24 protein-coding genes are annotated in these 25,177 nt (G+C 67.0%); 8 read left to right on the plus strand and 16 right to left on the minus strand.

The window, feature by feature from the left end:
* Positions 1-2: 2 nt before the first annotated feature.
* From ftsH to PYV00_RS01030, 5 genes are all read right to left on the minus strand, one after another.
* Positions 3-1,937, minus strand: coding sequence for an ATP-dependent zinc metalloprotease FtsH (gene ftsH, locus PYV00_RS01010; RefSeq protein ID WP_275226377.1), 1,935 nt, complete (start codon positions 1,935-1,937; stop codon positions 3-5).
* 99 nt (positions 1,938-2,036) lie between these two features.
* Positions 2,037-2,816 carry a tyrosine-protein phosphatase gene (locus tag PYV00_RS01015; protein WP_275226378.1) on the minus strand — a complete coding sequence of 260 codons (780 nt, stop codon included), beginning with the start codon at positions 2,814-2,816 and terminating at the stop codon, positions 2,037-2,039.
* Positions 2,817-2,825: 9 nt separating this feature from the next.
* Positions 2,826-3,326: a 2,4'-dihydroxyacetophenone dioxygenase family protein gene (locus tag PYV00_RS01020; RefSeq protein WP_275226379.1), complete on the minus strand. Its 501-nt coding sequence runs from the start codon at positions 3,324-3,326 to the stop codon at positions 2,826-2,828.
* Between the two features lie 118 nt (positions 3,327-3,444).
* Positions 3,445-5,517, minus strand: coding sequence for a hydantoinase/oxoprolinase family protein (locus tag PYV00_RS01025; RefSeq protein WP_275226380.1), 2,073 nt, complete (start codon positions 5,515-5,517; stop codon positions 3,445-3,447).
* Positions 5,518-5,625: 108 nt separating this feature from the next.
* Positions 5,626-7,446 (minus strand): hydantoinase B/oxoprolinase family protein, encoded by a 1,821-nt coding sequence (locus tag PYV00_RS01030; RefSeq protein WP_275226381.1) that lies wholly within the window; start codon positions 7,444-7,446, stop codon positions 5,626-5,628.
* 257 nt (positions 7,447-7,703) lie between these two features.
* On the opposite strand from PYV00_RS01030, the gene PYV00_RS01035 reads away from it, so the two are divergent.
* From PYV00_RS01035 to PYV00_RS01045, 3 genes are all read left to right on the plus strand, one after another.
* Positions 7,704-7,907, plus strand: a complete 204-nt coding sequence (locus PYV00_RS01035) for a hypothetical protein (RefSeq protein ID WP_275226382.1) — start codon at positions 7,704-7,706, stop codon at positions 7,905-7,907.
* 105 nt (positions 7,908-8,012) lie between these two features.
* A complete protein-coding gene (locus tag PYV00_RS01040) occupies positions 8,013-8,204 on the plus strand; it encodes a hypothetical protein (protein WP_275226383.1) in 192 nt (63 codons plus the stop codon).
* Between the two features lie 65 nt (positions 8,205-8,269).
* Positions 8,270-9,280 carry an aKG-HExxH-type peptide beta-hydroxylase gene (locus PYV00_RS01045; protein WP_275226384.1) on the plus strand — a complete coding sequence of 337 codons (1,011 nt, stop codon included), beginning with the start codon at positions 8,270-8,272 and terminating at the stop codon, positions 9,278-9,280.
* 42 nt (positions 9,281-9,322) lie between these two features.
* Here PYV00_RS01045 and PYV00_RS01050 read toward each other — a convergent pair whose 3' ends face one another.
* Both PYV00_RS01050 and PYV00_RS01055 read right to left on the minus strand, forming a co-directional pair.
* Positions 9,323-10,063, minus strand: coding sequence for an SDR family oxidoreductase (locus tag PYV00_RS01050; RefSeq protein ID WP_275226385.1), 741 nt, complete (start codon positions 10,061-10,063; stop codon positions 9,323-9,325).
* Complete coding sequence (locus tag PYV00_RS01055; RefSeq protein ID WP_275226386.1) at positions 10,056-11,570, minus strand: replicative DNA helicase; 1,515 nt, start codon at positions 11,568-11,570, stop codon at positions 10,056-10,058. The genes PYV00_RS01050 and PYV00_RS01055 overlap by 8 nt, the downstream gene beginning before the upstream one ends.
* A gap of 130 nt (positions 11,571-11,700) precedes the next feature.
* Between PYV00_RS01055 and PYV00_RS01060 the strand changes: the two genes are divergently transcribed.
* The 3 genes from PYV00_RS01060 to PYV00_RS01070 all read left to right on the plus strand — a co-directional run bounded on the left by PYV00_RS01060 (position 11,701) and on the right by PYV00_RS01070 (position 13,517).
* Positions 11,701-12,183, plus strand: coding sequence for a UPF0262 family protein (locus PYV00_RS01060; RefSeq protein WP_275226387.1), 483 nt, complete (start codon positions 11,701-11,703; stop codon positions 12,181-12,183).
* Positions 12,184-12,372: 189 nt separating this feature from the next.
* On the plus strand, positions 12,373-13,071 hold the full coding sequence (locus PYV00_RS01065) for a glycoside hydrolase family 25 protein (RefSeq protein ID WP_275226389.1): 699 nt from the start codon (positions 12,373-12,375) through the stop codon (positions 13,069-13,071).
* Complete coding sequence (locus PYV00_RS01070) at positions 13,068-13,517, plus strand: cytidine deaminase (RefSeq protein ID WP_275226390.1); 450 nt, start codon at positions 13,068-13,070, stop codon at positions 13,515-13,517. The genes PYV00_RS01065 and PYV00_RS01070 overlap by 4 nt, the downstream gene beginning before the upstream one ends.
* 11 nt (positions 13,518-13,528) lie before the next feature.
* Here PYV00_RS01070 and PYV00_RS01075 read toward each other — a convergent pair whose 3' ends face one another.
* Both PYV00_RS01075 and PYV00_RS01080 read right to left on the minus strand, forming a co-directional pair.
* Positions 13,529-13,681: a hypothetical protein gene (locus PYV00_RS01075; protein ID WP_275226391.1), complete on the minus strand. Its 153-nt coding sequence runs from the start codon at positions 13,679-13,681 to the stop codon at positions 13,529-13,531.
* A 90-nt stretch (positions 13,682-13,771) separates the two neighbouring features.
* On the minus strand, positions 13,772-14,005 hold the full coding sequence (locus PYV00_RS01080) for a hypothetical protein (RefSeq protein WP_275226392.1): 234 nt from the start codon (positions 14,003-14,005) through the stop codon (positions 13,772-13,774).
* Between the two features lie 515 nt (positions 14,006-14,520).
* Between PYV00_RS01080 and uvrA the strand changes: the two genes are divergently transcribed.
* On the plus strand, positions 14,521-17,433 hold the full coding sequence (gene uvrA, locus PYV00_RS01085; RefSeq protein WP_275226393.1) for an excinuclease ABC subunit UvrA: 2,913 nt from the start codon (positions 14,521-14,523) through the stop codon (positions 17,431-17,433).
* Here uvrA and PYV00_RS01090 read toward each other — a convergent pair.
* Entirely contained in the window at positions 17,411-17,851 is a 441-nt protein-coding gene (locus PYV00_RS01090) for a hemerythrin family protein (RefSeq protein ID WP_275226394.1), read from the minus strand. The two genes, uvrA and PYV00_RS01090, sit on opposite strands and share 23 nt — an antisense overlap.
* Before the next feature lie 360 nt (positions 17,852-18,211).
* Between PYV00_RS01090 and PYV00_RS01095 the strand changes: the two genes are divergently transcribed.
* Positions 18,212-18,643 (plus strand): CHRD domain-containing protein, encoded by a 432-nt coding sequence (locus tag PYV00_RS01095; protein WP_275226395.1) that lies wholly within the window; start codon positions 18,212-18,214, stop codon positions 18,641-18,643.
* 69 nt (positions 18,644-18,712) lie between these two features.
* Here PYV00_RS01095 and PYV00_RS01100 read toward each other — a convergent pair whose 3' ends face one another.
* The 6 genes from PYV00_RS01100 to PYV00_RS01125 form a co-directional block, all read right to left on the minus strand.
* Positions 18,713-19,312: a septal ring lytic transglycosylase RlpA family protein gene (locus tag PYV00_RS01100; protein WP_275226396.1), complete on the minus strand. Its 600-nt coding sequence runs from the start codon at positions 19,310-19,312 to the stop codon at positions 18,713-18,715.
* Positions 19,313-19,554: 242 nt separating this feature from the next.
* Positions 19,555-20,769, minus strand: a complete 1,215-nt coding sequence (locus PYV00_RS01105) for an argininosuccinate synthase (RefSeq protein WP_275226397.1) — start codon at positions 20,767-20,769, stop codon at positions 19,555-19,557.
* A gap of 81 nt (positions 20,770-20,850) precedes the next feature.
* The gene (locus PYV00_RS01110) at positions 20,851-22,098 is read right to left on the minus strand and encodes an SAM-dependent methyltransferase (RefSeq protein WP_275226398.1); all 1,248 of its coding nucleotides are present in this window, start codon (positions 22,096-22,098) and stop codon (positions 20,851-20,853) included.
* Positions 22,099-22,231: 133 nt separating this feature from the next.
* Positions 22,232-23,521 (minus strand): SAM-dependent methyltransferase, encoded by a 1,290-nt coding sequence (locus PYV00_RS01115; RefSeq protein ID WP_275226399.1) that lies wholly within the window; start codon positions 23,519-23,521, stop codon positions 22,232-22,234.
* A gap of 214 nt (positions 23,522-23,735) precedes the next feature.
* Positions 23,736-24,305 carry a TMEM165/GDT1 family protein gene (locus tag PYV00_RS01120; protein ID WP_275226575.1) on the minus strand — a complete coding sequence of 190 codons (570 nt, stop codon included), beginning with the start codon at positions 24,303-24,305 and terminating at the stop codon, positions 23,736-23,738.
* Entirely contained in the window at positions 24,305-25,060 is a 756-nt protein-coding gene (locus PYV00_RS01125) for an SDR family oxidoreductase (protein ID WP_275226400.1), read from the minus strand. The genes PYV00_RS01120 and PYV00_RS01125 overlap by 1 nt, the downstream gene beginning before the upstream one ends.
* Positions 25,061-25,177: the final 117 nt, after the last annotated feature.

Here is a 25,177-nt window from a genome sequence, read left to right on the forward strand (position 1 = left end):
GCTCAGGCGCCTTGCGGGGCGGTGCCGCCGGAGAAGCGCTTGCCCGCCTTGGGGATCGACGAGCCGCGGATCGGCGCGCCGGTGGCGACGCCGCCGCGCGGTTCGTCCGGCCGGTCGAGCTTGCCGGTTTCGAGCAGGTGCTTGATCTCCTCGCCGGTAAGCGTCTCGTATTCGAGCAGCGCCTGGGCGAGCAGGTGCAAGTGCTCGCTCTCGGCCTTGAGGATATCGGTGGCGCGGGCATGCGCGGTATCGACCAGATCGCGAATCTCGCTGTCGATCAGCCGGTTGGTCTCGTCGGAGGCCATCAGCCGTTGCGATCCGCCCATGCCGAGATAGCCTTCGTGCTGCTCTTCGTATTGCAGCGGGCCCAGCTTGTCCGACATGCCCCACTTCGTCACCATGTTGCGGGCAAGGCCGGTGGCGTACTGGATGTCCGAGGAGGCGCCGCTGGACACCTTGTCGTGCCCGAAGATCAGTTCCTCGGCAACGCGGCCGCCCATCGAGACCGAGAGGTTCGCCAGCATCTTGTCGCGGTGATAGGAATAGCTGTCGCGCTCGGGCAGGCGCATGACCATGCCCAGTGCCCGGCCGCGCGGGATGATCGTCGCCTTGTGGATCGGGTCCGACGCCGGCTCGTTCAGCGAGACGATGGCATGGCCCGCCTCGTGATAGGCGGTCATCTTCTTCTCGTCCTCGGTCATGACCATGGATCGGCGCTCGGCGCCCATCATGACCTTGTCCTTGGCGTCCTCGAACTCCTGCATCGCCACCAGCCGCTTGTTGCGGCGCGCGGCGAGCAGGGCGGCCTCGTTGACCAGGTTGGCCAAGTCCGCGCCCGAGAAGCCCGGGGTGCCGCGCGCGATCACGCGCGGATTGACGTCGGGCGCCAGCGGCACTTTCTTCATGTGGACTGAAAGGATCTTCTCGCGCCCGTCGATATCGGGGATCGGCACCACGACTTGCCGGTCGAAGCGGCCGGGGCGCAGCAGGGCCGGGTCGAGCACGTCGGGACGGTTGGTGGCGGCGATGATGATGATGCCTTCGTTGGCCTCGAAGCCGTCCATCTCGACCAGCAGCTGGTTCAGCGTCTGCTCGCGCTCGTCGTTCGAATTGCCCAGGCCATGGCCGCGATGGCGGCCGACCGCATCGATCTCGTCGATGAAGACGATGCACGGCGCGTTCTTCTTCGCCTGCTCGAACATGTCGCGCACGCGGCTGGCGCCGACGCCCACGAACATCTCGACGAAATCGGAGCCCGAGATGGTGAAGAACGGCACGCCCGCCTCACCCGCGATGGCGCGGGCCAGCAGGGTCTTGCCGGTGCCGGGCGAGCCGACCAGCAGCGCGCCCTTGGGAATCTGGCCGCCCAGCTTGGAAAAGCGCTGCGGATCGCGCAGGAACTCGACGATTTCCTCCAACTCCTCGCGCGCTTCGTCGATACCGGCGACGTCGGTGAAAGTGACGCGGCCCTGCCGCTCGGTCAGCAGCTTGGCCTTGGACTTGCCGAAGCCCATCGCGCCCGATCCGCCGCCCTTCTGCACCTGGCGCAGCGCGAAGAAGGCAATGCCCAGGATCAGCACGAAAGGCAGCGCCTGGATCAGCACATAGGCGATCCAGTTCGGCTCTTCGGGCGCCTTGCCGGCATAGTTGACGCCATTGGCCTGGAGGAGCTGGGGCAGGCTGGTGTCGTTGGGGATGGGGATCGTGCTGAAGCTGTCGCCGTTCTTGAACTTGCCGACGATGTGATCCTCGCCGATCTGCACATCGGCCACGGTGCCTTCGGCGACCTTGGCGCGGAAGTCGGAATAGCGGATCGACTGGCCCGCGTCCGTGCGCGTGCCGAACATCGACACCACCATCAGCAGCGCGAGGAAAATGCCGCCCCAAACAAGCAGGCTTTTCAACCAGGGATTACCATTGGGCTGATCGTCGTTCATACTGCGGGAAACCGTCCTTTGCGATCCCGCCAATGTAGGCGCGAAGGGCTGAATGGCAAGTTAGTGAAACGCCCGGTCGAAATCCCCCCGGCGGCGGCTTCACGCCGGCTCCAGCAGGCGCGCGCGCACTTGCGCGATATCGTCCGGCGTGAAGCCCAGTTCGGCAAGGTAGCCTTCCACCGATCCGCACGTCTCGTCCAGCGCGTCGAGGAACGCGGCGATGTAGTGCGGCCGTGCGCCGGCGAGCGCGGCCATCACCGGCTGCGACAGCCTGGCGTAAGGCGAATGACGGTCTTGCGGGCGGGCACCGAAGGCCTTGCGCAAGTCCACCGCGCGCTCGGTCAGGATGAAATCGGCGATGATCGTCTCGCGCGGCACGCCCAGCGTCGCCAGCACCAGCGCCGCCGCGCCGCCGGTGCGATCCTTGCCGGCGGTGCAGTTGAACGCGATCGGCACTTCGGCGGCGGCGATGCGGCGGATCAGTTCGGCATAGGCGGGGGCCTGCTGGAAGGGGAGATGGCGAAAGCCGCCCGTCATCACCGCCATCGCCTCGTCCTCGTTCTCGATCCCGCGTTCGACCATTTCGTGCAGGCGCCCGAACACTTCCTTGTGCGGGCGCGACCAATAGGCCACGCCAGCCTCGGCGCACCAGGCATTGGGTTCGTCGGCCTGCTCGCGCAGGCTGCGGAAATCGACGACGGCGCGGATGCCGAGCCCGTCCAGATGCGCGCGATCGGCCGGGGTCAGCCGCGCCATCGTGCCCGAACGGTAGAGATGGCGCCACTTCACCCGCTGGCCATCGCGCGTGGCATAGCCGCCCATGTCGCGGAAATTGATTCCGCCTTCGAGCGGGAGCAGGCGCGTGGCCAGATCGTCCATCGCGGGGCCTCAGACGGTGTAGGCGGCTGGGCCCGAAGGCCGGATATAACGCGGCATGGCGATCCCTTGCCGCCGGGCGCATTCCAGGATGATTTGCTCCATCGAGCCGGCATGGTCGGTCGAAAGGTAATTGCCGGCATCGTCGAACACCACGTTCACGCCCGTCACCACCATGAAGCCTTCGACGTCCTGGGCGGCATCCTCGGGGATGTGGAACGTGTGCATCGTGCCGGGCGGCTCATAGAGATAGGAGCCGGCGGTCTGTGCGTCCTCCGGGTATTCGTGGTAGCCCCAGGTGCCCCTGGTGGTGAAGAAGTGCACCGCGCCGGTGTGGAAGTGCCGGGGCAGGCTCGTGCCCGGCGCGTACTTCGCATAGAGCACCCAGGTCGCGTTGTCGGGATCGAGGAACAGCGGCCACAGCTTCATGCCGGGGATCAGGTGGCCAAGGTCGATGCCCGGTTCCCGGTGGATATTGAGCGACAGCAGCCGGTCTTGCGTGTGAACGGCCATGGGCAGGGGCATCGCGAATCCTCTCTCGTCGGTTTCGCGCGAGACTACACGGCGCGCACGGGCGCTCAAGCCATGACGGGGATGCGCCATGACGGGGACGGGCCGTATTGAGGGGGCGTCAGCCCTTCACCAGTTCGTAGTCGCCCGCGTCGTCCACCCGCGCGGTCCAGCCGGGGTAGACGACGATCGTGGTGAAGGTCTCCTCGATGATCGCCGGGCTGGGCACGGCCATGCCGGGCCTGAGATCGCGGCCAAGGTACACCGGCGTTTCGCCAAAGCCCTGGCCCAGATTGGCGCGGCGGTGCTTGGCCGGGACGGGCGCCCCGGCGCTCGCGGTGAAGCCGGCGGTGACTCTGGGCGAAGGCGTCGTCACATGGGCGGCCAGGCGCACGCCCGAGACTTCGGGGACTTCGTGCTCCCGGATATGATTGTATTCGGCCATGTGGCGCTGGTTGAACAGCGCGATCGCCCGTTCGCCGAAGCCATCGTCCATGAACGAAAGGTCGCCCAGCTTCGCGTCCGCCCGGAAATCGAAGGAGAGCGAGAAGTTCTGCCCCGGATAGCGCATGTTGAGCTGGTAGTTCACCCGCATCTGTTCGGGCGTGAAGCGCGCGGCGGTGAAATACCTGCGCGCCCGTTCCGACAGGTCATGCCAGAGCTGGCGCACGCGATCGAGATCGAGCGCGTGCGCCGAGGCGATGTAGGAGCGCTCCTCGTCGATCGTCGGATTGGCCACCAGCGTGCCCAGCGCCGAGAAGGTGGGCGATGCCTTGGGCACCAGCACTTTGGTGATGCCCAGATCCTCGGCCTGGATCGCGGCGAAGGCCGGGCCGTTGCCGCCATAGGCCAGCATCACCAGATCCTTGGGATCGATGCCCTTGCCGGCGGTGGTGCGGCGCACGCCCTGGCTCATGTTGGCATTGACCACGCGCCAGCAATCGAACGCGGCGTCCTCGGCGCCATAGCCCATCTCGTCGCCGACCGCCTGGAACGCCGCGTCCACGCCGTCGCGCGTCAGGCGGAAGCTGCCGCCGGCAAAGCCCTCGTCGGTGGACAGGATGCCGAGCATGACCAGCGCGTCGGTCACGGTCGGCCGCGTGCCGCCCCGGCCATAGCAGATCGGGCCGGGCTCCGACCCAGCCGATTTCGGCCCGACTTCCAGCGCGCCGGCATTGACGTGGCAGATCGAGCCGCCGCCCGCGCCCAGCGTTTCCACTTTCACCATCGGCACGCCGATCAGATAGCGGTGGTGCATGTTCCACCCCGCCTCGGCCGGGGCCTCGCCAGCGACCACCACCGACATGTCATAGGACGTGCCGCCCATGTCGACGCACAGCAGGTTCGGATGCCCCTTGGCCTTGCCGCAATGGGCCGAGCCGATGACGCCCCCGGCCGGCCCGGAGGCCAGCACGCGGATCGGCGCGCCGTCGATATAGTCCTTGGTCATCACCCCGCCCGAAGCCTGCATGACCATGAGCTGGTTCCGGTATCCGCCTTCGGCCAGCCGCGTGACCAGCCGTTCCAGATAGGCGGTCACGCGCGGGCCGACATAGGCGTTGACGATGGTTGTGGAGGTGCGATCGTATTCCGGCGCGCGCGGCAGCACTTCGTGGCTGGCCGAGATATAGGCGTTCTGGATCTCGCGCGTGACGATCTCCTTGGCCCGGCGCTCATGCTCCGGGTTGACGAACGAGAACAGGAACGAGATCGCCACCGCTTCCACGTTCTGCAGCCGCAGCTTGCGGCAGGCTTCGCGCAGCGCCTCCTCGTCGAGCGGCTGGTGCACCGTGCCGTCGTGCAGGATGCGCTCGGGCACGGTCAGGCGGCGGCGACGCGGGGTGATCTGCCGGGGTGGTTCGAGGCGAACGTCCCAGATATCTTCCTTGAAGCCGCGCCGGTATTCGATCTCGTCGCGAAAGCCCTCGGTGGTGATGAGGCCGGTGAGCGCGCCGTTCATCTCGATCAGGGTGTTGTCGGCCACGGTCGTGCCGTGGACGATCGCCTCGCACGCGCCGAGGAAGTCGCCCAGCGAAAGCCCTTCCCTGGCCGCCAGCGCGCCGAGCCCTTCCATTACCCCGACCGAGCGGTCCTCGGGCGTCGAGAGGTTCTTGTGGAGGATGACGTCCTCGCCCTTGAGGAGCGCGAAATCGGTGAAGGTGCCCCCGATGTCGATACCAACGCGATAAGTCATGTCTCTTCGCCTTTTCCCGGTGCGGCTTCGCGCACCTCTCCCTGATCGTCATCCCCGCGAAGGCGGGGATTCAGCCTGCATCGCGTGGACAATGATGATGAACCGGGCTTATTCCGCCGCCTGGGCCATGGCGCGCATGTCGGCCCGCAGCGCCTCGGTCGCGGCATGGTCGACCGCCAGCGTGTAGTCGGCCAGGCTCCCGGTCAGCACCACGCCGTACTTCGCGCGCGCCGCCTCGGGGCTGACGTATTCGTCCAGCACGTCTTCCTTCACCGCTTCGGGATCGCGCAGCAGGGCCGGGCCAAAGCCCGCGCCGCCGCCGTGCTGGTAAGCGATCACCGCGCCTTCGGGCAGCAGGTCCTGCGCGGTGTGGGCCACTTGCCGCTCGTTGGGCGATCCGACCTCGAAGTGGTTGGTATAGGGGATCGCGTCATCGCCGCCGCACATGCCGCGCAACGGGTGGTCGGCCGAAACCATCCAGGCCATCGCCGTCGTCGGCTTCAGCACCTGCTTGACGTTGAGCGATCCGGGCGATCCGCGCCACTGGCCGGCGCCGCCGCCGTCGGTGGTCATCTCGCGGCTGATGTTGAGGATGGGAAAGCGGCTTTCGGCGTCTTCCGCTTCGGACAGGATCAGGCTGCCCAGCGCATTGGGGCACGATCCCCAGCCATCGATGCCTTGCACCGCGCTGGTATCCATCGACCGGCAATCGACACCCTGGTCCATCCACATCATGCCGTTGTCATCGAAGCCGATCACCGCGTTGGGCATCCCGATCTTGTAGAGCTGGGGCTGCGATCGCTCGGGCGCGACCGCGCTCAGCGCCAGGCACACCGCCTCGGTGATCTCGCAGGCCGGGTGGAACGATCCCAGCGCGGCCGGCTTGTTCGCGGGCGGCTGGGCGATGCAGCCTTCGGGAATGACGATGTCGACCGCGTTGAAGAAACCTTCGTTCTTGACGATCGTGGGGTCCATCGCGGCGACCACCTGGGTCATCACATAGCTGCGGGAATTGGCGAAGGTGTTCCACACGCCCACCAGGTTCGGCCGGTCGTCGGTGCCGGCAAGATCGACGGTGAGCTGGTCGCCCGCGATGGTGCAGGCGACGTGGACCTTGATGTCGCGCGTGCCGGCGGTGTCATGGTCGATCAGGACGGTCGCCTCGTAAGTGCCGTCGGGCCAGCGCGAGACTTCCTCGCGCACGCGGCGCTCGGTATGCTCGATCGAATGGTTGATTGCGGCCTTCACCGTTTCGGCGCCCCACTTGCCGATCAGCCCGTCGAGCATCCGCACCGCGTGCTGGACGCCGCCGATCATCGCCGCGATGTCGCCCGCGAAGGTGGCGAAGCGGTTGTTGCGCACCACGAAGTCGAACACGTCCTGGCGCAGCTCGCCCCGGTGGACCAGCTTGAGGCAGGGATAGATCACCCCTTCGGTGAAGACGTCGGTGGCATCGAGCGAGAAGCCGCCGGGGTCCTTGCCGCCGGTATCGCCCTGGTGGGCCTGCAACGTCTGGATGCAGATCAGTTCGCCCTTGTCGTCATAGACCGGGCCATAGACGCAATAATCGGGCAAGTGGCCGCCGCCGTGATCGGGATCGTTGGCCAGGAACACGTCGCCCGGCCCCCAGTCGTAACGATCGAGGTTCATCAGCCCCCAGCGCGTCTCCATCTGGTTGACGAACGTAAGGTGCGGCGTGCCCACCGCCCCCATCGCCAGCCGGCCATGCGCATCGACGATCGCGGCATTGCGCTCGTTCGACTGGTTGATGATCGGGGACGAGGCGGCGCGGCCCAGGAACGTGGCGGATTCGAAGCAGACGGTCTCGAAAGCGCCGCGAATGATATCGGCCGTCACCTGGTCGATCGTCGCCGTGGTCGGCAGCGGATCGCGCGGGGCGGCAAGCTTCCGGTTGAGTTCGAAGGACATCGCGGCTTTCCTCTCGGGCCATCTTCTCCTGAACATCGGCGATTATGCCGGGCTTCCGCCGGTTTCTCGACAGACCGCGCGGGCCGGCGTGCATTATGCGAAAGCCTGCCGCATCGGGCGATGGCCGCACCGGCCGGGAGCGCGCTGCCCGATGAGGCCCGCTGAACCGTTCCGTTCGTACACGAAGCTTGCCACGGGGAATCCGATGGGGCAGCATCGGTCCTTGCGGGGTGACGGATCAAGAGGAGGCTTTCCGCATGACTGAACGATTGACACCTTACGGCTCGGCCGAAAACGCCGGCAACATCGCCAAGGTCGGCAAGAGCAAGACACCGCGCAGCCTGGCCGGGCGTATGCCTTCGCCCGAGCTGGTCGCGAAAGTGGGCATGGGTGGCGATCCCGGCACTGGCGGCGGTGGTACCATCGGCCTTCGCGTCGTGCGCCGCAACGCGCGGGGCTGATCGTCCCGCGCCGTCGGCACGGGCAGGGCGGATCGAAGCTTGTCAGGCTCGTGGCGATCAGGCAGTCTCCAGCCTGCGGGAGCAATGGTTCAAGAGGAGTTTTCCATGACTGAGCGACTGACACCTTACGGTTCGACCGAAAATGCCCATGCCGTGGCCAAGGTCGGCAAGTCCAAGACGCCGCACAGCCTGGCCGAACGTATGCCTTCGCCCGAACTCGCCGCGAAAGTCGGCCAGCCGGGCATCGATGCCGCGCGCATGACGCGCCGCGTCGTGCGCCACAACGCACGGGGCTGAATCGCCCGGCCGGGTGCGCAACAGGGCGTGCCCGGCCGGCGTGAGCCGCACCGGCCTTGCCAGACGTGAATTACTTCGAGCCGTCGGTCGCGCGCGCGCGCGAGTGCCGCAGGGCGATGGATGAGGCCTTATGGTCCAGCGTCCGGCAGCTTCTGGCTGACGGCGAGGCTGGTGCGCCTGCTTCGGACCCGGCCATCACCGGGCCGACCGACCTGCTCGATTACGGCGCCTATTTCGACCTGACGCTGGTGCCGCCGGCCGAAGCGGAAGTTCCCGCCGGGGCGAGGGCTTCGGCCACGCGCCACTTGCTGGGCCGGCTGGCGCTGGCGGACGATCTGGAGCCGCGCACCGCGCCGCCGCGCGTGACCAATTTCTCGGCCGAAACCTATAGCGCCGACCAGATGGAGCGGATGCGCCGCTGGTGGGATACCGAGCCGGCCAACCGCATGGCGATCACGCGGGCCACCGATGACGAATTCGCCCGTGCGTGCGAGCAGGCCGCGATCGCCATGGCGCATCTGCGCGATGCCGCGCCCGAACTGCACGGCGAGGTCGAAACCATCGTGCTCGACATCGTCTTTTCGCGGCCCGATGGCACCAACCTGATCAACTATGGCGGCGCCTCGTCCTTCGCGCTGTGGGGCGCGGTGACGATCAATGCCGAAACCCAGCGCGAATGGGCCCAACTCTATCGCCAGATCGTCCACGAGACCGGCCACAACCTGCTGTTCGGCATGGCGCGCGAGCAGCCGCTGGTCATGGACAATCCGGCCGAGCGCCGGCCATCCCCGATCCGCGCCGACGCGCGGCCGATGGACGGCATCTTCCATGCCGCCTTCGTCTCGGCGCGCGAGGCGCTGGCTTTCGACCTGCTGCTGTGCCGGCACGAGGACGTGGGCTGCCTTTCCGACGATGACGCCGGCGTCTTCGCGGACTTGCTGGAACTCAGCGTCCTGGCCTTCTGGGACTGCATCGAGACCTTGCGCGCCGAGGCGCGGCTGACCGAGCTGGGCCAGGCGATCCTGGCCGATTGCGAAGCCTATATGACGGCCAATTTCGCCGTGGAGCCCTGCTGAACGCCTGCGCGCGGATCGTGCTCGGCCGGACGGGCCCGCGCCTTACGCGTTCAGCCCGCCGTTCACGCTGATGACTTGCCCGGTGATCTTGCGCGCGCCATCGCCGCACAGGAACACGGCGAGCGGGGCGATGTCCCCCGCGGTCGGCAGGCCCAGGCCGGCGCGTTTCGCCGCCTTGGCCATGCGTTCCGATCCCATGCGCCGCGCGCTGTCGCTGCCTTTGACGAAGCTGGGCGATATGGCGTGGGCGCGAATGCCGTCGCGCGCCGCTTCCATGGCGAAGTTGCGGATGAAGCCGATGCTGCCCGCGCGGGCAGCGCCGATCAGCGTCTGGCGCGGCGCGGCATGGATGCCCGCGTCCGAGACGAAGGCGATCAGCGTGCCGCCCTCCAGCTCCAGGAACGGATAGGCGGCATGGGCCAGGCGTTGCAGCCAGCCGACCGAGAGGCCGAGGAATTCGGCGTAAGCGGCCGGATCGGTATCGGCGAACAGGCCGGTGATGCCCTCGGGGCCCGTCGCGGTGCAATCGATCACCGCGTCGATCCGGCCGAACTGCTCGGCGACATCGGCGACCAGCACTTCGGCCGCATCATCCTCGCGGATATCGCAGACGAAGCCTTCGGCGATCCCTTCCTCGGCCAGCCCGGCGACCAGCGCGTGGACCTTGTCCTCGTTGCGGCCGTGGACCGCCACCTGCCAGCCGTGGATCATCGCCTCGCGCACGATGGCGCCGCCGATCGACCCGCTACCCCCGGCGATCAGCATGACCTTCCGGTCAATCATCCCCATACATCGCGCTGCGCATATCCTCGGGCGCGAGATCGGAGAAGCGCGTGATCCGCGCCTCGAACTTCATCCGCACCTTGCCGGTGGCGCCGTGGCGCTGCTTGGCGATGATCAGTTCGGACAGGCCCATGATCTGTTCCATCTTCTCGCGCCAGGTTTCGAACTTGGCGACGACTTCGGGCGGATCGGTATCGGTGGGATACTTGGGCTCGGACGCCTTGTGATAATAGTCCTCGCGATAGACGAACCAGACCATGTCCGCGTCCTGCTCGATCGAGCCCGATTCGCGCAGATCCGAAAGCATCGGCCGCTTGTCGTCGCGCTGCTCCACCGCGCGGGACAGCTGCGACAGCGCGATCACCGGCACTTGCAGCTCCTTGGCCAGCGTCTTGAGGCCGCGGCTGATCTCGGAAATCTCGTTCACCCGGTTGTCGTTGGCGCGGCCGGTGCCTTGCAGGAGCTGCAGGTAATCGACCACGATCAGGCCGATGTCGTGCCGCCGCTTCAGCCGCCGCGCGCGGGTGCGCAGCGCCACGATCGACAGGGCCGGGGTATCGTCGATGTAAAGCGGCAGCTCGGCCAGCCGCTGGCTGGCGAAGGAGAGCTGCTGGAAGTCCTCGCGGCTGATCTTGCCCATGCGCAGCGCTTCGGAACTGATGCCCGACTGTTCGGCCAGGATACGCGTGGCGAGCTGGTCCGCGCTCATTTCCAGGCTGAAGAAGGCGGTGGCCGCGCCCACCGACTTTTCCGGCTCGATCCCGTCGGCCAGATCGCGCTGCAGGCGGTCGGCGGCGTTGAAGGCGATGTTGGTGGCCAGCGACGTCTTGCCCATGCCGGGGCGCCCGGCCAGGATGATGAGATCCGAATCGTGCAGCCCGCCGATCTTCTCGTTGATCGAGGTGAGGCCGGTGGTCTTGCCAGAGATGTGGCCGCCCGAATTGAACGCCTTCTCGATCGCCTTGATCGCGGTGTGGGTGGCGGTGCCGAAGCTCTGCGCCTCGTTCCCGCTCGCCGCGCCTTCGGCCACTTTGTAAAGCGCGGCTTCGGCCTGTTCGACCTGCTGCATCGGCTCGACCGATTCGGAGGTGTCCATCGCCCCTTCGATCAGGTTGCGGCCCACCGAGACCAGCTCGCGCAGCAGCGCCAGGTCATAGATCTGCTCGGCCAGCTCGCGCGGGGCGAGCAGGCCCTGGCCGTCCGCGGTCAGCCGCGCGAGATAGGCGACGCCGCCCAGTTCCTTCAGCGCCTCGTCCGATTCGAAATAGGGACGCAGCGTCACCGGCGTCACCACCGCCTTGCGATCGAGCAACTGCAGGATGCGTTCGTAGATCCGCGCGTGCACCGGCTCGAAGAAATGCAAGGGCGCGAGCTGGGTCTGCAACTCCTCGATCACGCGGTTGTCGATCAGCACGGCGCCCAGGAACGCGGCCTCGGCCTCGACGTTGGCGGGCAGGGCGCGGGGAGCCGGATCGGCGGCGCGGATGAGAAGATCTTCGTGAGCCATAAGCGCGCGAACATGCTCCGAGTGTTGCCCTTGGGCAACCGTTGCCGTGCCCGAATTTAATCCACAGCATGTGGACGGTCGCCTTGGGCTTGCCGGTTCATGCTGCGACCGCGTAAAGCGGCACCCCATCATGGCGGACCCGCGAATCTCGCATATCGAACTCGACGAGGCGACCATCCTGTGGCGCAACGCCGATATCGAACAGGAACGGCGCATCGCCATCTTCGATCTGATCGAGGACAATACCTTCAAACCCGTGCGGTCTTTCGCCGCCGGCCACCAGGGGCCCTACCACCTTCGGCTGGCGGTGCAGGACGGGCGGCTGGCGCTGCGCGTGGCCGACGAGGCGGGAAGCGAGCTGGAATCGCTGGTGCTGGGCCTTGGCCGGTTCCGCCGGCCGATCCGCGAATATTTCGCCATTTGCGAAAGCTATTACCAGGCGATCCGCAAGGCGACCGCGCAGGAGATCGAGACGATCGACATGGCCCGGCGCGGCATCCACAACGAGGCGGCCGAATTGCTGCTGGAACGGCTCGACGGCAAGGTCGAAACCGATTTCGCCACGGCACGGCGGCTCTTTACTCTGATCTGCGTGCTGCATATCAGGGGCTAGGGCCGATCGACATTCAGCCCTGACGGCCTGCAAATGGCGATTTTCCGTGCTTCCGGTGCTCACGTACTGTTAGTACGCTGCGCTCCGGGTCACGAAAAACCCCCATTTTCGGCACGTCATCATCTGAATGTCGATCTGCCCTGGCGCGATCGGCGCTTGCGCGCGCATTTCGGGGGATTTCGGCAAATCATGGCACGCAAGCGGAGCAGCCGCACCTACCTGCGCCTGTTCGCCGCCCTGCTGCTGGTGGCGCTGATCGGCGGCGGCTGGGCCTGGTGGGACATGCACCACTGGCTGCCCGATCGCGCCCGGTTCCCGGTGCAGGGGGTGGAGATCGGCGCCGCGGACGGCGAGATCGACTGGCACACGGTGAAAGGCATCGGCGCCGATTTCGCCTATGTCGATGCCAGCGCCAGCGCTTTCGCGCGCGATCCGCGGTTCGTGCGCAATTTCGCGCAAGCGCGCGCGGCCGGGCTGCAGGCCGGGGCGGTGCACCGCTATGATCCGTGCCAGCCGGCCGACCGCCAGGCGGCCAACTTCGTCACCACCGTGCCGCGCGACAAGGCGCTGCTGCCGCCCGTGGTGGAGCTGGACATGCTGGCCGACGAATGCCCGGTGAAAGTGGGCGACGCCATGGTCGAAAGCGAGCTGATGACGTTCCTCAACCAGGTGGAGACGCATACCGGCAAGCCGGTGATCCTGAAGATCAGCCAGCAGTTCGAGGCGCGCTATGCCATCGCCAACCGGATCGATCGCAACTTGTGGCTTGTGCGCGATCGCTTCCAGCCCGACTATGCGGGCCGGCCCTGGACGCTGTGGACCGCCAACAGCCGGCTCGCGAACGAGATTGCCGACGATGGGCTGCGTTGGGTAGTGGTGCAGCCATGAGCGTCGCCGACACCGCCCCGATTACCGAGGACACCCGTGACAGCCTGCTCGCCGCCGCCCGGGCGGCGGCCGCAGCGGCTTATGCGCCCTATTCGCGCTTCCACGTCGGCGCGGCGCTGCTGTTCGCCGATGGCGGCGTGGTCAGCGGCGCCAATGTCGAGAATGCCAGCTATGGCCTCTCGCTTTGCGCCGAGACGGTCGCGGTTTCGCGCGCGATGAACGAGGGGCGGCGCGGCGGGCTGGTCGCGGTGGCGATCAGTGGCGGACCCGAAGGCGAGGAGGCCGGCACCGTCACTCCATGCGGCCGCTGCCGCCAGGTTCTGAGCGAGATCGCCCAGCTTGGCGGCACCGATCCGGTGATCTGGTGCGGCGGCGGCGCGCACGTGCTGATGCTACGCTTGTCGGACCTGCTGCCGCACGCGTTCGGTCCGGCGAACCTCGCCTGACCGGCAGGGGCTTACCGGCCCTTGCGTTCGCGCCTGGCCCTGGCCGGCGCCTCGGGCTCATCCTTGCGCAGCGTTTCGTCAAGATGGCGGTCGAGCACCAGCGATCCGGTCCGGCTGTCGATCCGGCTGCGGCGGAACGGGATTTCATCTCCGATGGTGGCCATGGCGATTACTCCTTTCGCGTGTTCCGCCAGGTTGGGACAGGACAGCAAACGGTGAACGCGCGAATCGCCGGAAAGTTCCCGCAAGTCGCGTCAATCCGCCGGTCTGGCGTCTATTCTGATTTCGGCGCCGGCCGGATAGGTGATCACCAGGAACAGCCGTTCGCCGCCGCTCAGCCGTTCGGTGCCGTCGCTGTCCTTGCGGAACCAGATGTCGTCGGCATGGGAGGCAAGGACGCCCACCACCGTGCTGTTTTCGACCACCTTGTTCTCGAAGAACTCCTTCGCGTCCGCTTCCCTGGTGAACGCGCGAAGAAAGATCGCCATGACTTATCCCTCGGGTTTGATCGTGCGCCGGCCAGTCCTCGCCCTGGGGCGGGCGGGCCGGCGCCGTGGTCCTTGCGCCCCGGAACCGGCGATTTCCGACGGTCATAAGGGGCAGGATGGTGTCTCATGTGTCGATTTTTGCTAACTCATTGGGCGATGACCGCCAAATACGGCCAATATCGGGGCAGAACATGGTTCCATCCACACGTTGACGAGGTTGGAACGTGACCGATTTTATACATCAACACAAAAACAAGTTCCAATGAACGAGAGTAATATTCCATGAGATAGTATAGTAAAGAAAATCGCACGGCAGCGATTGCTGTTTCAAGCCATTTTTGCACCGAATATACTCCAAACCGGATGATCCTTCGCCGCGCGCGCTTTTGGCCTGTGCGCGTGGGGCCGGTGTGCCGGCGCGGCGCGACGGTTGCATTCGCGCGCGGCGCCCCCACTTTCCGCAGGCTGTTTTCGGCACTTGCACTTAGCGAACAAATCTGGAACATCGACGGGCGATGAGTCTTACCCACATCACCGTGCGCGGCGCGCGCGAGCATAATCTCAAGGGCTTCGACGTCGAATTGCCGCGTGAGAAGCTGATCGTCATCACCGGGCTCTCGGGCTCGGGGAAAAGCAGCCTGGCGTTCGATACGATCTATGCCGAAGGGCAGCGGCGCTATGTCGAATCGCTGAGTGCCTATGCCCGCCAGTTCCTCGAAATGATGCAGAAGCCCGATGTCGAGCATATCGACGGGCTGAGCCCGGCGATCTCGATCGAGCAGAAGACCACCAGCCGCAACCCGCGCTCGACCGTCGCCACGGTGACGGAGATCTACGATTACATGCGCCTGCTGTGGGCGCGCGTGGGCGTGCCCTATTCGCCCGCCACTGGCTTGCCGATCGAGGCGCAGACCGTGTCCAACATGGTCGATCGGGTCATGGCGCTGCCCGAAGGCACGCGGCTTTACCTGCTGGCCCCGGTGGTGCGCGGCCGCAAGGGCGAATACCGCAAGGAACTGGCCGAATGGCAGAAGGCCGGCTTCACCCGCGTGCGCATCGACGGCGAATTCCACGAGATCGAAAGCGCCCCCGCGCTCGACAAGAAGTACAAGCATGACATCGAAGTGGTGGTGGATCGCCTCGCCGTGCGCGCCAGTTCCGAAGACAGGAGCGGGATCGAGACGCGGCTGGCCGATTCGTTCGAGACCGCGCTGAAGCTGGCCGAGGGGCTGGCCTATGTCGATCTGGCGGAGGGCAACGTGCCCGGCCGCGAGGAGGAAGGGCAGGGGAAGAACCTCAAAGGCGCCGGTCTGCCGCCCAACCGCATCGTGTTCAGCGAGAAGTTCGCCTGTCCGGTCTCCGGCTTCACCATCGAGGAGATCGAGCCGCGGCTGTTCAGCTTCAACGCGCCGCAGGGGGCCTGCCCGGCTTGCGACGGGCTGGGCGAGAAGCTGCTGTTCGATCCGCAGCTGGTGGTGCCGAACGAGGCGCTCAGCCTGAAGCAGGGCGCGGTGGTGCCCTGGGCCAAGTCCAACCCGCCTTCGCCCTACTACATGCAGGTGCTGGCCAGCCTCGCCGCGCATTTCGGCTTTGCCCTGACCACGCCGTGGCAGGATCTGCCGGCGGAGGCGCGGATCGTCATCCTGCACGGCACCGCCGGCAAGGCCGTGCCGCTGACCTTCAAGGACGGGCGCAAGGAATATACCGTCAACAAGCCGTTCGAAGGCGTGATCGGCAATCTCAATCGCCGCCTGCTCCAGACCGACAGCGCCTGGATGCGCGAGGAGCTGGGCAAGTTCCAGACCGCGCAGCCCTGCGAGGTATGCGAGGGCAAGCGGCTCAAGCCCGAGGCGCTTTCGGTGAAGATCGCCGGCAGCGATATCGCCGATGCCACGCGGCTTTCGGTGGCCGATGCCTTCGTCTGGTTCGGCGCGCTGGAAGGGAAGCTGACCGACCAGCAGAAGCAGATCGCCAAGGCCATCCTCAAGGAAATCAACGAAAGGCTCGGTTTTCTCAACAATGTCGGGCTCGATTACCTGAACCTCGACCGGACTTCAGGTACGCTTTCCGGCGGCGAGAGCCAGCGCATCCGGCTCGCCAGCCAGATCGGCTCAGGGCTGTCGGGCGTGCTCTACGTGCTCGACGAGCCCTCGATCGGCCTGCACCAGCGCGACAACGACATGCTGCTGGTGACGCTGAAACGCCTGCGCGACCTGGGCAATACGGTGATCGTGGTCGAGCATGACGAGGATGCGATCCGCGCGGCGGACCACGTGGTCGATCTCGGCCCCGGCGCGGGGGCGCACGGGGGCCGGATCGTCGCCGAAGGCACGCTCAAGCAAGTGCTCAGGAGCAAGGACAGCCTCACCGCCGCCTATCTCAACGGCACGCGGCGGATCGAGGTGCCCGAGGTGCGCCGCAAGGGCAACGGGCACTTCGTCACGGTGGAGAACGCGCGGGCGAACAACCTCAAGGGCGTGACGGCGAAGTTCCCGCTGGGCACGTTCACATGCGTCACCGGCGTGTCGGGCTCAGGCAAGTCCTCGCTGACCATCGACACCTTGCAGGCCGGCGCGGCGCGCGTGCTCAACGGCGCGCGGATGATCGCCGGGCCGCATGACCGGATCACCGGGCTGGAGATGTGCGACAAGGTGATCGAGATCGACCAGTCGCCGATCGGCCGCACCCCGCGCTCCAACCCGGCGACTTATACCGGCGCGTTCACCCAGATCCGCGACTGGTTCGCCGGGCTGCCGGAATCGCTGGCGCGCGGCTACAAGGCGGGGCGCTTCAGCTTCAACGTCAAGGGCGGCCGTTGCGAGGCGTGCCAGGGCGACGGCCTGATCAAGATCGAGATGCACTTCCTGCCCGACGTCTACGTCACTTGCGAGGAATGCCACGGCCGGCGCTACAATCGCGAGACGCTGGAAGTGAAGTTCAAGGGGCACTCGATCGCCGATGTCCTCGACATGACGATCGAGGACGCCGAGGAATTCTTCAAGGCGGTGCCGCCGATCCGCGACAAGATGCACATGCTGAACGAGGTGGGCCTGGGCTATGTCAAGGTGGGTCAGCAGGCGACGACGCTGTCGGGCGGCGAGGCGCAGCGGGTCAAGCTGGCCAAGGAACTCTCGCGCCGTTCCACCGGGCAGACGCTCTACATCCTCGACGAGCCGACCACCGGCCTGCATTTCGAGGATGTGCGCAAGCTGCTCGAAGTGCTGCAGCGGCTGGTCGACCAGGGCAACAGCGTGGTGGTGATCGAGCACAACCTCGATGTCATCAAGGTGGCCGACTGGATCATCGACCTTGGCCCCGAAGGCGGCGTGCGCGGCGGAGAGATCGTCGCCGAAGGCACGCCGGAGGCCGTGGCCGCCAGCAAGGCCAGCTTCACCGGCCGATACCTCAAGCCCCTGCTGGAGCGCTGATCCGCGGGCCAGCGGCGGCGGACCCGGCCTGCATGTGCTCGGCGTACTTGCGATCGATGCACTTGATGTGCGCGGACAGCCAGAGACGCAGGAACGAGAAGAACGCGTTGGTCGGCACTCCGCCCATCGCGGCGATGGCATCCTGGTGCGCGGAAAAATCGGTCAGCAGCTTGCGGTGGATGGCCTTGTGCGTTTCGAGCTGGGCAAAGCCCTCGCGCGCCATCAGCCGCTCCTCGTCGGCGAAGTGGCGCACGGTGATATCGGCCAGCCGGGCGATCCGCGCGATCATCGGCTCGCCGAACTGGCCGGCGTGGGCGCCGTCATAGATCGCGTTGATCGCGGCCAGGATTTCACGGTGTTCGCGGTTCATTTCCTCGACGCCGATATCGAGCGTCGCGTCCCAATCCATAAGCGGCATGGCGATCTCCTTTGCCCCGGCCCGTCGCGCGGGTGAAGCAATCATGGCAGGAGATCGCTAACCCACGCCTTGCGACGGCCTAGGCAGAAATGCGAGACCGCGCGCCCCATCGTCCTTCGCGCACGATCCGCCGCGAGGCCGTGGCAGGGGCGCGGAACGCTTTGGCGCTGGGCGGGTTGTCGCAAGGGCAGGTCGGCGTGGTCCACCCTCCACCCCACCACCCGCCGCGTCGGCCTGCCCATCGTCATTGGCTTTGTTACGGTTGCGAAATCCGCTTTCGCGCGGTCCTGCTCGGGCCTAGCATACGACTCGCACGGGCCGTTCGGCGTGGGGGCCGGCGGCCGGGCAGAGGAAGATGCTATGACCAGATCCATGTTCACGCTCGCCGCTTGCACGCTCGCCGCCGCCGCCCTGCCGGGTGCCGCGCTGGCCGCTCCGGCGAAGCTTGCCGCCACCCTGGCGGGCACCAATGAAACCGCCGGCGGCGATCCCGACGGCACGGGTGCTTTCGCCGCCGAAGTCGATACCGAGACCGGCGATGTCTGCTTCACGCTGACGGTGGCGAAGATCGGCGCACCGATCGCGGCGCATATCCACAAGGGCGCGGCCGGCGCCGATGGCGATCCGGTGGCGACGATTTCGGTGACGGGCAACGACGGCGATGAATGCATCGCGGCCGAACCCGCGCTGCTCAAGGAGATCGTGGCGGCCCCGGCGAGCTATTATGTCAACGTCCACAGCGCCGAATTTCCCAAGGGCGCGGTGCGCGGCCAACTCGGGCCGGGCAAGTAGGCTTTCTTTCCGGCGGTAACGGTGGCCAGGCGGGCTTGCGCGCGGGCTTGCGCGCGCTGATCCGGGGCGTCAGCCCGCGGAAACGAGCGTCAGTTCCACCCGGCCGCTGCCGGGGCCGATCAGGCCGATCTCGCTTGCCGCCGCGCGGCTGAGGTCGATCACGCGATTGCCGTGATAGGGGCCGCGATCGTTGATCCGCACCACCACCGAAGCGCCGGTGCTGGTGTTGGTCACGCGCACCAGGCTGCCGAAGGGCAGGCTGCGGTGCGCGGCGGTGAGCTCGCCCGGATCGAAGACATCGCCGCTGGCGGTACGGCGGCCGGTGAATTGCGCGCCGTAATAGCTGGCGATGCCGGCGTCGATGGGGCGGGCATCGACCGGGGCGGATGCGGGCTGGTCATCGCCAGCCACGCCGCGCAGCGCGGCGATGCCGGCGACGGGGCGATTGGTTGCCATGTCGAGCAGATCGGCAGGCGAAGGCGTTGTCCGCGCCGGCGTGGCAAGGCCGGAAAAGGCCCGGTCGAACGTGCCATGGGACGTGCTCTCCAGCCCCTCGTCGGCCAGCGCCGGGCTGGCGGCCGCGATCAGCATACCGGCCAGCGGCAGCGTTGCCGCCAATGTCAGCATCGGGCCAAAGCCCCGGCGCCGCTCCTGGGGGCGAATTCCCATCTGGTCCCACTCCATACCGCAAGTGCGAAAGAGCGGGTACACGCTCGGGAGCGGGCTGGGCACCCCCTGGCGGGCAAGTCGTCGCGAAACTGCAACACCTCGCCCCGGAGCGTGCCGGATCAGCGGCCGTCGGTGCCGCCGATCCGTCGGGGGCGCGGCAACGCGTAGCGGCGGTCCCCCTCCCCTTCCCGAGGGAGGATCGGGGAAAGCAGTCCTTGCGCGAACGATGCGATCGTGAGGCGTCAGCGATCCCGCTGGGCCAGCAGGCGCAGGCGCAGGGCGTTGAGCTTGATGAAGCCGGCCGCGTCCTTCTGGTCGTAAGCGCCAGCATCGTCCTCGAACGTGACGTGCCGTTCGGAATAGAGCGAATCCGGCGACTTGCGGCCGACCACCTGGGCGAGCCCCTTGTAGAGCTTGAGCCGCACGGTGCCGTTCACCCGCGCTTGCGAATGGTCGATCGCGGCTTGCAGCATCTCGCGCTCGGGCGCGAACCAGAAGCCGTTGTAGATCAGCTCCGCGTACTTGGGCATCAGCTCGTCCTTGAGGTGCGCCGCGCCGCGATCGAGCGTGATCTGCTCGATGCCCCGGTGCGCGATCGCATAGATCGTGCCGCCCGGCGTCTCGTACATGCCCCGGCTCTTCATGCCGACGAAGCGGTTCTCGACCAGGTCGAGCCGGCCGATGCCGTGCTTGCGGCCCAGTTCGTTGAGCGCGGTCAGCAGCGTGGCCGGGCTCATCGCCTTGCCGTTCAGCGCCACGCCGTCGCCCTTCGCGAAGTCGATCGTGATGTATTCGGGCGCGTCGGGCGCGTCCTCGGGATTGACCGTGCGCGAATAGACATAGTCGGGCGTCTCTTCCCACGGATCTTCCAGCACCTTGCCTTCGGACGAGGTGTGCAGCAGGTTCGCGTCGGTGGAGAAGGGGCTTTCGCCGCGCTTGTCCCTGGGCACCGGGATCTGGTGCGCCTCGGCCCAGGCGATCAGCGCGGTGCGGCTGGTGAGATCCCATTCGCGCCACGGGGCGATCACCTTGATGGCGGGATCGAGCGCGTAGGCGGAGAGTTCGAAGCGCACCTGGTCGTTGCCCTTGCCGGTGGCGCCGTGCGCGACCGCGTCGGCGCCGGTCTCGTGCGCGATCTCGATCAGGCGCTTGGAGATCAGCGGGCGGGCGATCGACGTGCCGAGCAGATAGTCGCCTTCGTAGCGGGCATTGGCGCGCATCATCGGGAAGACGAAATCGCGCACGAATTCCTCGCGCAGATCGTCGATATAGATGTGCTTGTCCGGCACGCCCATCAGCTGCGCCTTGGCGCGCGCGGGCTCCAGCTCCTCGCCCTGGCCGAGATCGGCGGTGAAGGTCACGACCTCGCAGCCGTAGTTCACTTGCAGCCACTTGAGGATGACGCTGGTATCGAGGCCGCCCGAGTAGGCGAGGACAACCTTCTTGATGTCGGACATGTCGCATCTGCTCCGCTGGATTCGGATCGGGCGGGTAACAGGGGGAACCCGGCTTCGCAATGCCGGGCGCGCGCGAAACCGTCAGCCGGCCAGCAGGCCGGCCTCGTCACTGGCGATATAGTCGCGCGAAAGCGGCAAGGCATGGCGGCTGCGCGCGTACTGGATCTGGTAATTGCACATGCCGCCGCTTTCGAAGGCGGCGGTCGCGCCGGCGAGGTAGAAAGTCCACATGCGGAAGAAACGCTCGTCGAACAGGGCGACGATGGCATCGCGGTGGGCCATGCAGCGCGCGTACCAGGCGCGTAGCGTCCGGGCATAGTGCAGGCGCAGCGTCTCGATGTCGCTGGCGATCAGGCGGTAGCGCTCGCTGGCGGCCAGCGTCTCGCTCAGCGCCGGGATATAGCCGCCGGGGAAGATGTACTTGCGGGTGAAAGCATCGGTGGTGCCCGGCCCGCCCATGCGCCCGATCGTGTGCAGCAGCATGACGCCATCGTCGCTGAGCATGTTCGCGCAATCGCGGAAGAAACGGTCGAACTGGGCGCGGCCGACATGTTCGAACATGCCGACCGAGACGATGCGGTCGAACCGTTCGCCCCGCGCGGCAAGATCGCGGTAGTCGATCAGCTCGAAGCGGACGCGATCGGCCACGCCGGCGCGCGCGGCCCGCTCGCCGGCAAGCGCGAGCTGCTCCTCGCTCAGCGTGATGCCATGCACCGTCACGCCGGCGTGACGCGCCAGGTAGATCGCCATGCCGCCCCAGCCGCAGCCGATATCGAGCACGCGCTGGCCGGGGCGCAGCGCCAGCTTCGCGGCGATATGCGCCAGCTTGGCCTCCTGCGCCTGTTCCAGCGTCATGTCCTCGCGCGGCCAGTAGGCGCAGCTGTATTGCATGTGATCGGCATCGAGGAACAGTTCGTAGAGCCGGTTGCCGATGTCATAGTGGTGCGCGACATTGGCCTTGGCGCGGGCGGACTGGTTGCGCCCGTCAAGCCAGGTGACGAGGCGGCCGCGCCATTGCCCAAGGCGGCCCGGCTCGCCGAACGTGCCGCCGCGATCCCACGGGCGATTGGCGCGCAGCAGCTGGATCAGCTCCATGATGTCGCCGCGCTCGATCGTCAGGTCGCCGTCCATGAAGGCCTCGGCCGCGCCCAGGCGCGGATCGAGCAGGATGCGCCGTTCGGCGGCCTGGCTTGCAAGGCCGATGCGCACTTCGGGATAGCCCGGCGCGGGATCGCCGAAACGGGTGACGCCGCCATCGGGGCGGGCGACTTCCAGCACGCCTCGGCGGACGGTCTTGCCGAGGAAGCGATCCAACATCCTTGCGGGCATCTGTGACGGGGTCTCGATACGGGTGACGGGGCTGGGGCGAGGGGTCTGGCGTGAGGAGGGGCTGGAGCCTAAACGCCGTGTCCGGCGGCGGGTTCCGCCTTGCGGGCTGCGGCAGGGGCGGGCTGGCGCCAGATCATTCGGCGGCGACCCGCAGCGCCGGGTCCAGGTGCCATTGCGGCGCGGTGTCGCTGGCGCGCAGGCGGGCGCTTTCCAGCTCCATGTAGTCGCGCGTCATCGGGATCGCGTCGCGCCGCTTGACGTACTGGAGCTGCCAGTTGAGCATACCGCCGTTGCGGAACGCCTGCTCGGCGCCGCAAAGGTAGAATTCCCACATGCGGTAGAACGTCTCGTCATACATCTCGACGATCTCTTCCCGGTGCAACCGGGTGCGGCGATACCATTCCTCCAGCGTGTGCGAATAGTGGAAGCGCATCCCTTCCACGTCCATGATCTGGAAGCCCGCCTTCTCGCTTTCGCTGACAAGCTCGGACAAGGCGGGGATATAGCCGCCGGGAAAGATGTACTTGCGCGTCCAGGCATCGGTGAAGCCGGGCCCGCGCGCGCGGCCGCAGCAGTGCGAGAACATCACGCCGTCGGGCTTGAGCAGCGTGTAGGTGTGGCGGAAGAAATCGGGATACTGCGGCGTGCCGACATGTTCCAGCAGGCCGACCGAGGTGATCCGGTCGAACTCGCCGCGCACGTCGCGGTAATCCATCAGCTCGAACTTCACGCGATCGGCCACGCCGGCGCGCGCCGCGCGTTCGCGGCAGAATTCGATCTGGTCGGGCGCCAGCGCGACGCCCAGCACGTCAACATCGTAATGCTTGTGCAGATAGAGCGCCAGGCCGCCCCAGCCGCAGCCGATATCGAGCACGCGCATACCCGCCGTCTTGCCCGGCTGCATATAGAGCTTGCCGGCGATATGCGCCTTCTTGTCGAGCTGGGCCTGTTCCAGGCTGTTCGCCGGATCGCGGTAATAGGCCATGGTATATTGCCGGTCCTCATCGAGGAACAGCTCGTAGAGGCGGCGCGTCAGGTTATAGGTATGCTCGGCATTGGCGCGCGCGGCGTGGCGGTTGTTGTAGCTGTCGATCCTGGATGCGGCGAAATTGGCCAGCTTGCGCATCGGCCCCTTGGCGCGGAAGCTGGCCTCGTCGCTGCCCTTGCCGTTGGCGGTGACGAACAGCACCAGATCGCGGATATCGTGCGGCGGCTCCACCACCAGCCAGCCCCACATATAGGCCTCGCCCGCGCCGATCTGCGGATAGCGGGCGATATGGCGCGATGCCTTGGGCGAAGTCAGGCGGATGCGGATCGGCGCTTCCGATCCTGGCCCATAGCTGTACGATCGGCCATCGTAGTCGATCACTTCCATCCGGCCAGTGCGGATGAGCTTGCCGAGCATCTTGTCCAATAGCCACATGCGGCCGGAGACTAGCTGCCTCACCCCGCCGCGCAAGGGGCAATCCGGCCCGGTGTTGGAGTGTTTGTCGGGAAATGCGCGGAAGAGCACATTTCAGAGCGTCACCGGCCCACGCCCCCACCCGACCTCCCACGGAAGTATACTTGATGGGAGGTCGGGTGGGGGCGTGGGCCGGTGACGCCTTGCGCCAAAAGGCGCATTTCCCAACAAACGCCTATAACACCCCGGTCGATTGCGCGAGCTGCCACAGGCCCAGCACCAGGAACAGCAGGGCGGCGGCGATCCGCGTGGCGCGCAGCGAGACGCGCTTGACCAGTTCCTCGCCCAGGAAAACCGCCGGCCCGTTCGCCAGCATCATGCCCAGCGTGGTTCCCGCCGCGACGACCAGCACGCTGTGGTACTTGGCGCCCAGCGCGATCGTGGCGACTTGCGTCTTGTCGCCCATCTCCACGAGGAAGAAGGCCACGAGCGTCGTCAGGAAGGCGCCGCCGCGCTGTTTGAAACCCTCGTCATCGTCAAGCTTGTCGGGAACGAGCGTCCAGGCTGCCATGGCGATGAAGCCCAGCGCCACCGCGACGCGGAACCACGGCGCATCCACCAGCCCGGCCACTTCGCGCCCGACCAGTGCGGCCAGCGCGTGATTGGCGATCGTCGCGCAGAAGATGCCGGCCAGGATCTGCCAGGGCGCGCGCAGCCGCGCGGCCAGCACGATCGCCAGCAGCATCGTCTTGTCGCCGATCTCGGCCAGCGCGACCACGGCGGTCGAGGCCAGGAACGCCTCGATCACCGGCGCGCCAGGAACAGGACGTCGCGCGGCTGGGAAAGCAGGTGCTGTCCCGAATCGACGAACAGCGTCTCGCCGCTGGCCAGCCAGCCTTCGGCGAGGAACAGGGCGGCCGAGGCGATCTCGTCGGCGCCGGTCTTGCGGTGGAGCAGGTTCATGCGGTGCGAGCGTTCGGTTTCGGCTTCGGTCTGGTCGTGGCTGGCGAGAATGGCGCCGGGTGCGATCGCATAGACGCGGTCCGCCGGATCGTCGAGCGCCATCGACAGCATCGTCACGCTCGCGGCCAGGGCGTGCTTGCTCATCGTGTAGGAGAAGAAATCGGGGTTGGGGTTGGCGATCTTCTGGTCGGTAAGCGCGATGACGCGGCGCCCGCCGCGCGCGCGGGCGGCTTGCAGGAAGCGCTGCGCCATGCGGGCGGGCGCGGCGGCGTTGATCCGCATCGCGGCATCGAAGGTTGCCGGATCGAGCGCGCGGGCATCGTCGAGCGGAAAGATGGCGGCGCAATTGACCAGGACTCGCCAGTCCTCCAGCCGCGCCGCCAGCGCGTCGACCATCGCCACCAGCGCCGGCTGGTCGGCCAGGTCGCAGCCCACCGTCTCGGCCGAGGGCAGGGTGGCGGCCAGCGCCTCGGCCTCCCGCGCGGAGTGGCCATAATGGATCACCACGTGCCAGCCCGCCTCGCCGAAACGCCGGGCGATCGCCGCGCCGATCCGCCGCGCGGCGCCAGTGACGAGAACCGCCGGCCGGCTCACCATCGGGAACCGGATCGCGAGCCGGGGTGACGCGGGATTCGCGAGGGAGCGGGGCGGGTCATGCCGGCATTGAAGCACAGCCCCGCCGCGCGGGAAAGCACCGCCGCCGGTGTGATCGCG

Origin of the sequence: Novosphingobium album (ex Liu et al. 2023), assembly GCF_029076845.1 — a bacterium.
Taxonomy (GTDB): Bacteria; Pseudomonadota; Alphaproteobacteria; order Sphingomonadales; family Sphingomonadaceae; genus Novosphingobium.

What these genes read in the sequence shown, in the direction of transcription:
- PYV00_RS01035 (WP_275226382.1), top strand. Translation starts at nt 7,704, where the DNA reads ATGACTGAACGATTGACACCTTACGGCTCGGCCGAAAACGCCGGCAAC.
- PYV00_RS01060 (WP_275226387.1), top strand. Translation starts at nt 11,701, where the DNA reads ATGGCGGACCCGCGAATCTCGCATATCGAACTCGACGAGGCGACCATC.
- PYV00_RS01125 (WP_275226400.1), bottom strand. Translation starts at nt 25,060, where the DNA reads ATGGTGAGCCGGCCGGCGGTTCTCGTCACTGGCGCCGCGCGGCGGATC.
- PYV00_RS01080 (WP_275226392.1), bottom strand. Translation starts at nt 14,005, where the DNA reads ATGGCGATCTTTCTTCGCGCGTTCACCAGGGAAGCGGACGCGAAGGAG.
- PYV00_RS01105 (WP_275226397.1), bottom strand. Translation starts at nt 20,769, where the DNA reads ATGTCCGACATCAAGAAGGTTGTCCTCGCCTACTCGGGCGGCCTCGAT.
- uvrA (WP_275226393.1), top strand. Translation starts at nt 14,521, where the DNA reads ATGAGTCTTACCCACATCACCGTGCGCGGCGCGCGCGAGCATAATCTC.
- PYV00_RS01095 (WP_275226395.1), top strand. Translation starts at nt 18,212, where the DNA reads ATGACCAGATCCATGTTCACGCTCGCCGCTTGCACGCTCGCCGCCGCC.
- PYV00_RS01100 (WP_275226396.1), bottom strand. Translation starts at nt 19,312, where the DNA reads ATGGGAATTCGCCCCCAGGAGCGGCGCCGGGGCTTTGGCCCGATGCTG.
- PYV00_RS01025 (WP_275226380.1), bottom strand. Translation starts at nt 5,517, where the DNA reads ATGACTTATCGCGTTGGTATCGACATCGGGGGCACCTTCACCGATTTC.
- PYV00_RS01070 (WP_275226390.1), top strand. Translation starts at nt 13,068, where the DNA reads ATGAGCGTCGCCGACACCGCCCCGATTACCGAGGACACCCGTGACAGC.
- PYV00_RS01020 (WP_275226379.1), bottom strand. Translation starts at nt 3,326, where the DNA reads ATGGCCGTTCACACGCAAGACCGGCTGCTGTCGCTCAATATCCACCGG.
- PYV00_RS01090 (WP_275226394.1), bottom strand. Translation starts at nt 17,851, where the DNA reads ATGCCGCTTATGGATTGGGACGCGACGCTCGATATCGGCGTCGAGGAA.
- PYV00_RS01110 (WP_275226398.1), bottom strand. Translation starts at nt 22,098, where the DNA reads ATGCCCGCAAGGATGTTGGATCGCTTCCTCGGCAAGACCGTCCGCCGA.
- ftsH (WP_275226377.1), bottom strand. Translation starts at nt 1,937, where the DNA reads ATGAACGACGATCAGCCCAATGGTAATCCCTGGTTGAAAAGCCTGCTT.
- PYV00_RS01075 (WP_275226391.1), bottom strand. Translation starts at nt 13,681, where the DNA reads ATGGCCACCATCGGAGATGAAATCCCGTTCCGCCGCAGCCGGATCGAC.
- PYV00_RS01115 (WP_275226399.1), bottom strand. Translation starts at nt 23,521, where the DNA reads ATGTGGCTATTGGACAAGATGCTCGGCAAGCTCATCCGCACTGGCCGG.
- PYV00_RS01040 (WP_275226383.1), top strand. Translation starts at nt 8,013, where the DNA reads ATGACTGAGCGACTGACACCTTACGGTTCGACCGAAAATGCCCATGCC.
- PYV00_RS01015 (WP_275226378.1), bottom strand. Translation starts at nt 2,816, where the DNA reads ATGGACGATCTGGCCACGCGCCTGCTCCCGCTCGAAGGCGGAATCAAT.
- PYV00_RS01050 (WP_275226385.1), bottom strand. Translation starts at nt 10,063, where the DNA reads ATGATTGACCGGAAGGTCATGCTGATCGCCGGGGGTAGCGGGTCGATC.
- PYV00_RS01065 (WP_275226389.1), top strand. Translation starts at nt 12,373, where the DNA reads ATGGCACGCAAGCGGAGCAGCCGCACCTACCTGCGCCTGTTCGCCGCC.
- PYV00_RS01055 (WP_275226386.1), bottom strand. Translation starts at nt 11,570, where the DNA reads ATGGCTCACGAAGATCTTCTCATCCGCGCCGCCGATCCGGCTCCCCGC.
- PYV00_RS01030 (WP_275226381.1), bottom strand. Translation starts at nt 7,446, where the DNA reads ATGTCCTTCGAACTCAACCGGAAGCTTGCCGCCCCGCGCGATCCGCTG.